The sequence below is a fragment of the Streptomyces sp. NPDC028711 genome, from assembly GCF_055565415.1.
The window spans coordinates 1-11,235 of the sequence record NZ_JBVHUJ010000022.1 but is presented as its reverse complement, the minus strand read 5'-3'; the positions used below and the strand labels follow the sequence as shown (position 1 = coordinate 11,235).

Genomic DNA, 11,235 nt, shown 5'->3' with positions numbered 1-11,235 from the left:
AGGGGGTGTCTTGTCGATCAGGCCGGGCTCGCGACGCCTGGCACCGCACCTCGCCGCGTTGTCGTCGGTCCACAACGCTCCGCGTTGCCTCCCTCCTCCGCCTTGCGAGGCACGGCACCAGACGCCGCTCCCTGATCCGGCCTGATCGACAAGACACCCCCTAGGGGGCGTCCGGAAAGCCCCGCCTGCCTCGCGGCGCTGATTTCCGGACAGGCCCTGGGGTCGGGCAGGGCGCCCGGTGTGCCCGGCCGTGGGGCGTGGCGCACCATGAGGGCATGGACGCATCCCCGAGCGGTCTGAGCGACATCAGCGCACCAGGACGCGTGGCGGGTCCCGACGAGGGCGTCACCGCGCAGGAGCTCGCTCTCGCCGCCCGCAACCACGGACTTCCCCTCGAAGCGCTGCGGTACGACGTCACCCCGCCCGGGCTCCACTACGTCCTGGTGCACTACGACATCCCCGCCACCGACGAGGCCGGCGCGCGGCTCACCGTCGGCGGCCGGGTGCGCCGGACGCTCGACCTGGACCTGGACGCGCTGCGCAGCCGGCCCTCCGTGACCCACCGCGTCACCCTGGAGTGCGCGGGGAACGGCCGGGCCCGGCTCACACCCCGCCCGGTCAGCCAGCCCTGGCTGGTCGAGGCCGTCGGTACCGCCGACTGGACAGGTGTCCCCCTCACGGCGCTGCTCGCCGAGGCCGGCATCGCGGACGACGCCGTCGAAGCCGTGTTCACGGGCGCCGACCACGGGGTGGAGCGGGGCGTCGAACAGGACTACCGCCGGAGCCTGCCCCTGTCGACGGCCGCCGACCCGGCCAGGGACGTCCTCGTCGCGTACGCGATGAACGGGGCGCCCCTGCCCCCGCAGCACGGCAGCCCGCTCCGGCTCGTCGTCCCCGGCTGGTACGGCATGGCCCACGTGAAGTGGCTCCACGACATCACGCTCACCTCCACCCCGTACACCGGCTTCCAGCAGAGCGTGGCCTACCGCCTCCGGCAGGCGGCCGAGGAGCCGGGGGAGCCGGTCACCCTCATCGCGCCCCGGGCCCTGATGGCGCCGCCGGGATTCCCCGACTTCATGTCCAGGACCCGCGTCGTCCGGCCCGGGCCCGTCCCGCTCACCGGCCGCGCCTGGTCCGGCCACGGGCCGGTCACCCGGGTCGAGGTGGGCGAGGACGACGGCGCCACCTGGACGGAGGCCGACCTGGCCCCGGACCCCCGGCACCCGTGGGCCTGGACCGCCTGGCGCGCCACCTGGACGGCGACGCCCGGGCCGCACCGTCTGACCGTGCGCGCCACCGACGCGGAAGGCAATGTCCAGCCAATCACCGCCCCGTGGAACCGCGGCGGCTTCGCCAACAACGCCGTCCAGCGGGTCGAGGTCCTCTGCACCCCGGACGCGACGGCAGCCTGACACCGGGACGTACGGGGCGGGGCGACGGCCGGGCACCTACGGGGCGGGGCGACGGCCGCGGGCCCCGGTGCGTAAAGTCGACCCCCGTACCCCGTCGGCGCACTGCTCCGGTACCCCTGCGTACACGCCGCGCATCCACCGCCGACCGAACCTGACGAGGAGACCTCCGTGACCGACCCGGTGCCCACCGCCCTCCAGCAGCAGATCGCCCGGGACCTCCAGGTCTCCGAGACCTTCGACCCGCGGACGGAGATCGAGCGCCGGGTGGCCTTCCTCACGGAGCGGCTCACCTCCACCGGCCTGCGGTCCCTCGTGCTCGGCATCAGCGGCGGCGTCGACTCCACGACCGCCGGCCGGCTCTGCCAGCTCGCCGTGGAGCGGGCCCGCGCCGCCGGCCACGACGCCACCTTCTACGCGATGCGCCTGCCCTACGGCGTCCAGGCCGACGAGAAGGACGCGCAGACCGCCCTCGGCTTCATCCGCGCCGACCAGGTCCTCACCGTGGACGTCAAGGCGGCGAGCGACGCGGCCCTCGCGGCCTGCGTCGCCGGCGGGGTGACCTTCCGCGACGCCCACCACCAGGACTTCGTGCAGGGCAACATCAAGGCACGTCAGCGCATGATCGCGCAGTACGCGGTCGCCGGCGCGCACGACGGTCTCGTCGTCGGCACCGACCACGCCGCCGAGGCCGTCTCCGGCTTCTTCACCAAGTTCGGCGACGGCGCCGCCGACGTCGTCCCGCTCACCGGCCTCACCAAGCGGCGTGTCCGCGCGGTCGCCGCCGAGCTCGGCGCCCCGGACGGCCTGGTCTGGAAGACTCCCACGGCCGACCTGGAGACCCTGGACCCGGGCAAGCCCGACGAGGACGCGCTCGGCGTCACGTACGACGACATCGACGACTTCCTGGAGGGCAAGCCGGTCGGCGAGGCAGCCTTCGCCTCGATCGTGCGCCGCTACGAGCTCACCGAGCACAAGCGGCAGCTGCCGATCGCCCCCTGAACGACCCCGGGCGGGAGCGGACGGGCGGCGGACTCCGGACGGTCGGCGGATGCTGGAAGGGGTGCCTCACCACAGGCCCCCGGAAGGGAGCACGTCATGTTCGGCGAAACCTCGGCATTCAGCAGCTTCTCGGTCGACGACCTCGACGCCGCCCGGCGCTTCTACGGCGAGACCCTCGGCCTGCGGGTGGAGGAGGAGGGGGAGGGGGACATGCGGATGCTCTTCCTCACCCTCGACGGCGGGGGCCGGATCTTCGTGTACCCCAAGGAGAACCACACCCCCGCCACCTTCACGGTCCTCAACTTCGAGGTCGACGACATCGACGGGGCCGTCGACGAGCTGACCGGACGCGGGGTGACCCTGGAGCGGTACCCCGAGTTCGAGGCCGACGAGAAGGGCATCACGCGGGCCGAGGGCGGACCGGCCATCGCCTGGTTCACGGACCCGGCGGGCAACGTCCTCTCGGTACTCCAGGACCAGCGCTGACCGAGCGGCCCGTCCCGGGACGAGCGCCGACGGAGCCGAGCGCCGACCCGGGCGGACCGGCCCCGGCCCCGCGCCGACCGACCCGAACGGACCGGTCCGCGTGCGCCGCCGCCCCGTACCCCCTCGAATGGGAGCGTGATCGCGCCGCCCGACGACTGCCTCGCCCGCAACGAGTGGATCTGCGGCGCCTACCTCTCCACGCGTCGCGAGATCCTCGGCGACGCCGTCGTCCAGCACCTCCAGCTGACCGGCGTCTCCCTCGCCCTCGGCCTGCTGATCGCCCTGCCCCTCGCCGTCGCCGCCCGCCGCTGGCGCCTGGCGGCGGGGCCGGTCCTCGGGATCACCACGCTCCTGTACACGATTCCGGCCCTGGCGATGTTCTCGCTGCTCCTCCCCGTGTACGGACTCTCCGCCGCCCTGGTCGTCGCCGGCCTCGTCCTGTACTCCCTGACCCTCCTCGTACGGAACATCCTCGCCGGACTCCGGGCCGTGCCCGAGGAGACCCGGCAGGCGGCGCGCGGCCTCGGCTACGGGCCGGTCCGGCTCCTCCTCGCCGTCGAACTGCCGCTCGCGCTGCCCGCCGCCATGGCCGGGCTCAGGATCGCCGCCGTCTCCGCCGTCTCCCTGGTCACCATCGGTGCGATCGTCGGCCACGGGGGCCTGGGGAACCTCATCTACGCCGGGATGAACACCTACTTCAAGGCCCAGGTCCTCACCGCGTCCGTGCTCTGCGTCCTCATCGCCGTCGCCGCCGACCTGCTCCTCCTCGGTGCCCAGCGCCTGCTCACCCCCTGGACCCGGGGCCGGGCCGCGTGACCACCCTCGCCGACGCCTGGTCGTGGCTGACGACCTCCGCGCACTGGTCAGGCGAGAACGGCGTCTGGCACCGGCTCGGCGAGCACCTCTTCCTCACCGTCGTCTGCCTCGCCATCAGCTGTGCGATCGCCCTGCCCGTCGCCCTCGTCCTCGGCCACCTCGGCAGGGGCGGCGCGCTCGCCGTGAACCTCGCCAACGCGGGCCGGGCCGTCCCCACCTTCGCGGTCCTGGTCCTGCTCCTGCTCAGCCCGATCGGCACGTACGGCCAGTGGCCGACGATCATCGCCCTGGTGCTGTTCGCCGTGCCTCCGCTGCTGACCAACGCGTACGTGGGGATGCGGGACGTGGACGCCGACGTCGTACGGGCCGCCCGGGGCATGGGCATGACGGGCGGTCAGACCCTGGCCCGGGTCGAACTGCCGCTCGCGCTGCCGCTGGTCCTCACCGGCGTACGGATCGCCGCGGTCCAGCTCGTCGCCACCGCCACCGTCGCCGCGCTCGCGGGCGGGGGAGGGCTCGGCCGGATCATCACCGCCGGGTTCAACCTGGCCTCCACCCCGCAGGTCGTCGCCGGTGCGTGTCTGGTCGCGGTCCTCGCGCTCCTCGTGGAGGGGGTCTTCGAGGGCGTCCAGCGCCTCGCGCCGCCTGCCGGGGCGCGGGGGAGCGGCGCGTGAAGCCGCCGCGCGCCCGCCTCGCGGCCCTCTTCCTGCTGCTCGGCGCCGCCGGCTGCGCCTCGGGCCCGTCCCTGGAGGGCCGGGGTGCGGTCACGGCCGCGCCGGGCGACAGCCGTCGGCTGACCGTCGGATCCGCCGGGTTCACCGAGAGCGACCTCCTCGCCCAGATGTACGCCCTGCTCCTCGAGGAGGCCGGATACCGTACGAAGATCCTGAGCGTCACCAACCGCGAGCTGTACGAACCCGCCCTGGAGCGCGGCCAGATCGACGTCGTGCCGGAGTACGCGGCGACCTTCGCCGACTGGCTGAACGCCAAGGTCCACGGGGCGGACGCGCCGACCGTCGGGTCGCCCGACCTGGCGGCGACCATGACCGCCCTCCGCGCGCTCGCGGGCCCGCGCGGGCTCACCGTTCTCGACGCCGGCCGGGCCGTCGACCAGAACGCCTTCGCCGTGACCGCCGCGTTCGCCGCCGAGCACCGTCTGAAGACCCTCAGCGACCTCGGCGCCACCGGCCTCCCCGTCCGGCTCGCGGCCGGTGACGAATGCGTCCGCAGGCCGTACTGCGCGCCCGGTCTGCGGAAGGTCTACGGCATCGACGTGACGGCCGTCGACCCCAAGGGCGTCGGCACCACCCCGGCCAAGCAGGCCGTCCAGAACGGCGAGGACCAGCTGGTGCTCACCACGACCACCGACGCCACGCTCGACGATTTCGGGCTCGTGCTGCTCGCCGACGACCGGCGTCTGCAGAACGCCGACCACGTCGTCCCCGTCGTGAACCGGGCCCGCGCCGGGAGCGAGGGCGTCACCGGTGCGCTCGCCCGCCTCAACACGGTCCTGACCACGGCCGATCTGGCCCACCTCAACGAACAGGTGGACAGCTGGCGGCGGCTCCCGGAGGACGTCGCACGGAACTACCTCGCGGACAGGGGCCTCGTACGACGGTGAGGCGCGCCCCGGACGTTCTGTCAGCCCGCTGAACAGCGTCTCCTGTCATGACCCTTGCGAGCCGCTCCACGTCCCTGCTATTCATCCGTTAGGAAAGTTTCCTTCCATTCCTTGCGGACTTCCGCAGCCCTCGTTCGTCGTACCGGGAGACCCCCATGACTTCGGCACGAACCGCACGAACCGCACGAACCGTCCGACCGCCCACCCCCAGCCGCCCCCGCCTCCGGCGCCTCGGCGTCGCGGGAACCGCCCTCGGCGCCCTCCTCCTCGGCCTGGCCACGGCACCGCCCACCGCGACCGCGGGCCCCGCCGCCACCACCCCCGCCGCGATCAACGGACAGCTCAAGGTCTGCGGCACCAAGCTCTGCAACCGCCACGGAAATCCGGTCCAGCTGCGCGGCATGTCCAGCCACGGCACCCAGTGGTACGGCCACTGCCTGACCTCCGGCTCGCTCGACGCCCTCGCCAAGGACTGGAAAGCCGACGTCCTGCGCGTCTCCACGTACGTCCAGGAGGAGGGGTACGAGACCGACCCCCGCAAGTACACCGACCTTGCCCACTCCCTCATCGAGCAGGCCACCGCACGCGGGATGTACGTGATCGTCGACTGGCACATGCTCGACCCCGGCGACCCCCACCACAACCTCGCCCGCGCCAAGACCTTCTTCACCGAGATCGCCCAGCGCCACGGCGCCAAGACCAACCTGCTCTACGAGATCGCCAACGAGCCCAGCGGTGTCTCCTGGTCCCGGATCAAGAGCTACGCCGAGAAGCTCATCCCGGTGATCCGCGCCAAGGACCCCGAGACCCCGGTCCTCGTCGGCACGCGCGCGTGGTCCTCGTTCGGCGTCTCCGAGGGCGCGAACGAGTCCGAGGTCGTGTCCAACCCGGTGAACGCCGGCAACATCATGTACACCTTCCACTTCTACGCGTACTCGCACCGGGACGAGTACCTCAAGACCCTCTCCCGCGCCGCCGACAGGCTGCCCGTCTTCGTCACCGAGTTCGGCACCCAGAACTACGCGGGCGAAGGCGGCAACGACTTCGCGATGACGCAGAAGTACCTCGACGTCATGGCCGCCAAGAAGATCAGCTGGGTCAACTGGAACTTCTCCGACGACCACCGCAGCGGCGCCGTCTTCAAGACGGGCACCTGCGACGCCGGCGGCCCGTGGACCGGCACCGGCTCGCTGAAGCCCGCAGGCGTCTGGATCCGGGACCGCATCAGGACGGCGGACGACTTCCCGACCTCCTGAGGTCCCCTGCTTCCTGAGGTCCCCGACCTCCTGACGCCCCCGGCCCGGTGACACTCCAGGCCCCTGCGGCCGCCCGCCTCCGGTACGCCCCCGCCATGTGATCCACTGTCCTCGGATCCACTGTCCTCGCGGGGGCGTACCGAACAGGAGCAGGAACAGCGTGACCACCTACCGGCAGCCGGGACTCGTCCTCACCGACCACCGCTTCCCCGTCCCCCTCGACCACTCCCGCCCCGACGGCGAGCGGATCGAGGTCTTCGGCCGTGAGGTCGTCGCGAGCGGGAACGCCGGAGCGGACCGGGAACGGCTCCCCTGGCTGGTCTACCTGGAAGGCGGGCCCGGCTTCGGCGCCCGCCGCTTCATCGGACCGCAGGCCTGGCTCGGCCGGGCCGTCAAGGAGTTCCGCGTCCTCCTCCTCGACCAGCGCGGCACCGGACGCTCCACCCCCGCCAACCGCCAGACCCTCCCGCTCCGCGGCACCCCGGCCGAACAGGCCGACTACCTCGCCCACTTCCGCGCCGACTCCATCGTCGCGGACTGCGAGCTGATCCGCCGCCGGCTCACCGGCGGCGCCCCCTGGACCGTTCTCGGCCAGAGCTTCGGCGGCTTCTGCGCCACCCACTACCTCTCCACCGCCCCCGAAGGCCTGGAGCGGGTCCTGATCACCGGCGGCCTGCCCTCCCTGTACGCCACCGCCGACGAGGTCTACCGCGCCGCCTACCCCCGTATCCGGCGCAAGAACGAGGCCCACTTCGCCCGCTACCCGCAAGACGCCGAACGGGCCCGCGCCATCGCCGCCCACCTCGTCGACCACGAGGTCACCCTCCCCGGCGGCGGCCTGCTCACCCCCGAGGCCTTCCAGTCCCTCGGCATCCTCCTCGGCTCCGGCGAGGGCACCCACCAGCTCCACCTCCTCCTGGAGGGCGCCTTCGTCCCCACCCCCGGCGGACCCGCGCTCGCCGATGCCTTCCTCGAACAGGTCCAGGGCCACCTGTCGTACGCCGGACACCCGCTGTACGCCGTGCTCCACGAGGCCATCTACGCCCAGGGCCAGGGGCCCACCGACTGGGCCGCCGAACGCGTCCGCGAGGAGTACCCCGAGTTCGACGCCCGCGCCGCGCTCGCCGAGGGCCGCCCGTTCCTCTTCACCGGCGAGACCGTCCACCCCTGGCACTTCACCACCGACCCCGCCCTCCGCCCGCTCCGCGAGACCGCGGAACTCCTCGCCGCCCGCACCGACTGGGCCCCGCTCTACGACCCCGAGCGCCTGGCCGACAACCGCGTCCCGGTCGCCGCGGCCGTCTACCACGACGACATGTACGTGGACACCGCCCACTCCCTCGACACCGCGCGCACCGTCCGGGGCCTGCGGACCTGGGTGACCGACGAGTTCGAGCACGACGGGGTACGGGCCGGCGGGCCGCGCGTCCTCGACCGGCTGCTCGCCCTCAGCCGGAACGAGATCTGACCGCACCGGGGCGGCCCGTGACCGCTGCCGCATAGGATGCGGCGCGCCAGGGACGAGCGGACGAGGGGGCCCGGATGCAGGGACGCGAGACTCCGGCGTCCGGCCGTGAGCTGAAGTTCCGGGCCCTCATGGCCGAGCTGCGGCGCGGCATCCTCGACGGCACCTGGCCGCCCGGCAGCAAACTGCCCACCGAACGCGCCCTCGCCACCGAGACGGGCCTGTCGGTGACGACCGTCCGCCGCGCCTACGAGGACCTCGTCGCCCTCGGACTCGTCGAACGCCGCCAGGGGGTGGGCACCTTCGCCGCCCACCGCCCCGAACGGGACGCCACCGGGCAGCGGATCGTCGGCGTCCTCGTGCCCGACACCACGTTCTACTACCCGCGCGTCCTCCAGGGCATCGAGAAGGAACTCGCGACGGCCGGTGCCCGGCTCGTCCTCGCCTGCTCCCACTACGACCCCGCCGAGGAGGACGCCGCCGTCGCACGCCTCCTCTCGGCCGGCGTCCACGGACTGCTCCTCGTCCCCAGCCTGCACACGGCCACCGACCCCGGCCGGCGCGCAGAGGAACTCCTCGCGCTGCCCGTCCCCGCCGTCCTCGTCGAGCGCCGGCTCACCGCCCACGGCCCCGGCGACCCCACCGAGCACGTCTGCACCGACCACGAGGGCGGCGCCTATGACGCCGTACGCCACCTGCGCGCCCTCGGCCACGAACGCCTCGGGCTCGTCGCCCGTACCGACGCGCCCACCACCGCGCCCATCGAGTCCGGCTTCGACCGCGCCCTCACCGACCTCGGACTGCCCGCCGCCCCGGCGTACGAGCGGGACGTGATGGCCCGCTGGGACCCGGCCCGCGCCGACCGGGCCCTGGCCGCGCTGCGGGACGCCGGAGTCACCGCCGCGCTCTGCTTCGGTGACCGGGAGGCCGCGCTGATGCTCGGAGCGGCCCGCCGCGCCGGACTCCGGGTCCCTGACGACCTCGCCCTGATCAGCTACGACAACGAGTTCGCCGACGTCGCGGAGACCCCGCTGACCGCCGTCTCGCCGCCCAAGTACCAGCTCGGCAGGCTCGCCGCGCAGATCCTGCTCCGCCGCCTCGCCGAGGGCGAGGCCGCCCCGCTGCACCAGGTGCAGCTGCGCCCCCGGCTCGTCGTCAGGGCCTCGTGCGGCGGGGGCGCGCGAAGGCCCCAGGGGTGAGCTGTACCGCGCGAACGGATGCTGCAAGACCCGCAGTTGGTCCCCGAACCGGCAGCTGGACGGCCTGATCCTTTTTCCGGAGCGTTCCGCCCGACAGCCTCGGAGGCGGGCCCGTATCCTGCGATCATGAACGGAACCGATGTCACGGACCTCGCGGAGATGCCGGACGACTGGCAGCGCGCGCTCGCCGTCGTCGCCCACCCCGACGACCTGGAATACGGCTGCGCGGCCGCCGTCGCCGCCTGGACGGACGCCGGGAAGGAGGTCGTCTACGTCCTCGCCACCCGGGGCGAGGCGGGTATCGACACGCTGGCCCCGGACGTCTGCGGGCCCCTGCGCGAGCGGGAACAGCGGGACAGCGCCGCCGTCGTCGGCGTGGAGACGGTCGAGTTCCTCGACCACCGCGACGGGGTGGTCGAGTACGGGCTCGGGCTGCGGCGCGACATCGCGGCCGCGATCCGCCGCCACCGCCCTGAACTCGTCGTCACCCTCAACCACCGCGACACCTGGGGCGGCGGCCCGGGCGCCCCCTGGAACACCCCCGACCACCTGGCCGTCGGCCGCGCCACGCTCGACGCGGCGGCCGACGCCGGAAACCGCTGGATCTTCCCCGAGCTCACCGACCAGGGCCTGGAGCCCTGGAACGGCGTCCGCTGGGTCGCGGTGGCGGCCTCCAGCACCCCGACCCACGCGATCGACGCGACCCCGGGCCTGGACCGCGCGATCCGCTCGCTCCTCTGCCACCGCGCCTACATCGAGGCCCTGACGGACGAGGACCCGGAGTCGTACGTCCGCGACTTCCTCACGATGACGACAAGCCGCGCCTCCGCCCGCTTCGGCGACCGCCCGGCGGTGACGTTCGAACTCTTCGCCCGGTGACGGCCTACGCCCCCGTCGCCGCCGAGCCCCGCAGGGGCCCGGGCGGTCAGCTCATCGGCGCCGGCTTCAGGACAGCGAAGGTCGCGCCGAAGGGGTCGGTGAGCCAGGCGATGCGGCCGACGTCCGGGATGTCGGCCGGAGGCATCAGGACCGAGCCGCCGTTGCCCTGGGTGGACGCGGCGATCGCGTCGGGGTCCTCGACCTCGAAGTACGGGATCCAGCGCGGGGTGCCGCTCGCGTCCTGGAGTTCCGCGGCGCCGCCGAAGGAGGCGTCCTCCGTGTCGCCCTCCGCGGTGGAGACGACCCGGTACGTCATGCCGGGGGCCTCCATCTCCGTCCACCGCCAGTCGAACAGGGCCCGGTAGAAGCCGAGGACGGACTCCGGGTCCGCGACGTGCAGCTCGACCCAGACGAGGGTGTTGGCGGACGACGTCCGCTGCAGGCCCTCGATGGTGCCCGGCTGCCAGACCGAGAACTGGGCGCCGCCCGGGTCGGTGAGGGCGGCCATCCGGCCCGCGTCCATGACGTCGAACGCCGGGAGGCGCACGGTGCCGCCCGCGGCCTCCGCGGCCTTCACGGTGGCGTCCGCGTCCGGTGTCCGGAAGTACACCGTCCAGGCGCTGCGCGCGCCCTCCTCGGTGAGCGGGCCCAGCGCGGCGACCGTGCGGCCGTCCTGCTGGAAGAAGCCGTAACCCCCGCCGTCGGGCCCCGCCGAGCGGAGCTCCCAGCCGAACACGGCGCCGTAGAACGCGGCCGCCGTCCCGGTGTCGGGACTGCCGAGGTCGAGCCAGTTGGGAGAACCCTTGGTGAACTGCGTACCGAGCATGAGAGGTGTCCTGTCCTTCCGTCGTCCGTCGATGTGGCCCGCCGGCCGGTTCCGTCGGCCTCCGGAGCCACCGGACCCCACGGCATCAGGCCACGATGACCGATCCTCGCCCCTCGGTTCCCGCGGCGCAGCCCCAGCCGCCCGTGTTCATCCGACCGGCCGACCAGCCGCCTTCGCCTCCAGGGGGTGTCTTGTCGATCAGGCCGGGCTCGCGACGCCTGGCACCGCACCTCGCCGCGTTGTCGTCGGTCCACAACGCTCCGCGTTGCCTCCCTC

12 protein-coding genes are annotated in these 11,235 nt (G+C 73.5%); 10 read left to right on the top strand and 2 right to left on the bottom strand.

The window, feature by feature from the left end; genetic code table 11:
• Nucleotides 1–275 precede the first annotated feature (275 nt).
• The 10 genes from ACZ4VK_RS35940 to ACZ4VK_RS35895 all read left to right on the top strand — a co-directional run bounded on the left by ACZ4VK_RS35940 (nucleotide 276) and on the right by ACZ4VK_RS35895 (nucleotide 10,133).
• Complete coding sequence (locus ACZ4VK_RS35940; RefSeq protein WP_468361994.1) at nucleotides 276–1,412, top strand: sulfite oxidase; 1,137 nt, start codon at nucleotides 276–278, stop codon at nucleotides 1,410–1,412.
• A 168-nt stretch (nucleotides 1,413–1,580) separates the two neighbouring features.
• A complete protein-coding gene (gene nadE / locus ACZ4VK_RS35935; protein ID WP_468361991.1) occupies nucleotides 1,581–2,411 on the top strand; it encodes an ammonia-dependent NAD(+) synthetase in 831 nt (276 codons plus the stop codon).
• A gap of 96 nt (nucleotides 2,412–2,507) precedes the next feature.
• Nucleotides 2,508–2,897 (top strand): VOC family protein, encoded by a 390-nt coding sequence (locus tag ACZ4VK_RS35930; RefSeq protein ID WP_468361988.1) that lies wholly within the window; start codon nucleotides 2,508–2,510, stop codon nucleotides 2,895–2,897.
• Nucleotides 2,898–3,032: 135 nt separating this feature from the next.
• Complete coding sequence (locus tag ACZ4VK_RS35925) at nucleotides 3,033–3,713, top strand: ABC transporter permease (RefSeq protein ID WP_468361985.1); 681 nt, start codon at nucleotides 3,033–3,035, stop codon at nucleotides 3,711–3,713.
• Complete coding sequence (locus ACZ4VK_RS35920) at nucleotides 3,710–4,387, top strand: ABC transporter permease (RefSeq protein ID WP_468361982.1); 678 nt, start codon at nucleotides 3,710–3,712, stop codon at nucleotides 4,385–4,387. The genes ACZ4VK_RS35925 and ACZ4VK_RS35920 overlap by 4 nt, the downstream gene beginning before the upstream one ends.
• Nucleotides 4,384–5,334 (top strand): ABC transporter substrate-binding protein, encoded by a 951-nt coding sequence (locus ACZ4VK_RS35915; protein ID WP_468361979.1) that lies wholly within the window; start codon nucleotides 4,384–4,386, stop codon nucleotides 5,332–5,334. Before ACZ4VK_RS35920 ends, ACZ4VK_RS35915 begins: the two co-directional genes overlap by 4 nt.
• 155 nt (nucleotides 5,335–5,489) lie before the next feature.
• Entirely contained in the window at nucleotides 5,490–6,590 is a 1,101-nt protein-coding gene (locus ACZ4VK_RS35910) for a glycoside hydrolase family 5 protein (RefSeq protein ID WP_468361976.1), read from the top strand.
• Nucleotides 6,591–6,750: 160 nt separating this feature from the next.
• Complete coding sequence (locus ACZ4VK_RS35905; protein ID WP_468361973.1) at nucleotides 6,751–8,058, top strand: alpha/beta fold hydrolase; 1,308 nt, start codon at nucleotides 6,751–6,753, stop codon at nucleotides 8,056–8,058.
• 74 nt (nucleotides 8,059–8,132) lie between these two features.
• Entirely contained in the window at nucleotides 8,133–9,254 is a 1,122-nt protein-coding gene (locus ACZ4VK_RS35900; RefSeq protein WP_468361970.1) for a GntR family transcriptional regulator, read from the top strand.
• Nucleotides 9,255–9,380: 126 nt separating this feature from the next.
• The gene (locus ACZ4VK_RS35895; protein WP_468361967.1) at nucleotides 9,381–10,133 is read left to right on the top strand and encodes a PIG-L deacetylase family protein; all 753 of its coding nucleotides are present in this window, start codon (nucleotides 9,381–9,383) and stop codon (nucleotides 10,131–10,133) included.
• Between the two features lie 46 nt (nucleotides 10,134–10,179).
• On the opposite strand, the gene ACZ4VK_RS35890 is transcribed toward ACZ4VK_RS35895, so the two are convergent.
• Both ACZ4VK_RS35890 and ACZ4VK_RS35885 read right to left on the bottom strand, forming a co-directional pair.
• Entirely contained in the window at nucleotides 10,180–10,959 is a 780-nt protein-coding gene (locus tag ACZ4VK_RS35890) for a VOC family protein (RefSeq protein WP_468361965.1), read from the bottom strand.
• An 85-nt stretch (nucleotides 10,960–11,044) separates the two neighbouring features.
• Nucleotides 11,045–11,235, bottom strand: a 191-nt coding sequence (locus tag ACZ4VK_RS35885) for a hypothetical protein (RefSeq protein ID WP_468361962.1), incomplete at its 5' end; no start/stop codon positions are given.

Bases quoted from the DNA above. Each gene is read 5' to 3' on its own strand.
- ACZ4VK_RS35910 (WP_468361976.1), top strand. From the start codon at position 5,490: ATGACTTCGGCACGAACCGCACGAACCGCACGAACCGTCCGACCGCCC.
- ACZ4VK_RS35930 (WP_468361988.1), top strand. From the start codon at position 2,508: ATGTTCGGCGAAACCTCGGCATTCAGCAGCTTCTCGGTCGACGACCTC.
- ACZ4VK_RS35890 (WP_468361965.1), bottom strand. From the start codon at position 10,959: ATGCTCGGTACGCAGTTCACCAAGGGTTCTCCCAACTGGCTCGACCTC.
- ACZ4VK_RS35940 (WP_468361994.1), top strand. From the start codon at position 276: ATGGACGCATCCCCGAGCGGTCTGAGCGACATCAGCGCACCAGGACGC.
- ACZ4VK_RS35895 (WP_468361967.1), top strand. From the start codon at position 9,381: ATGAACGGAACCGATGTCACGGACCTCGCGGAGATGCCGGACGACTGG.
- ACZ4VK_RS35900 (WP_468361970.1), top strand. From the start codon at position 8,133: ATGCAGGGACGCGAGACTCCGGCGTCCGGCCGTGAGCTGAAGTTCCGG.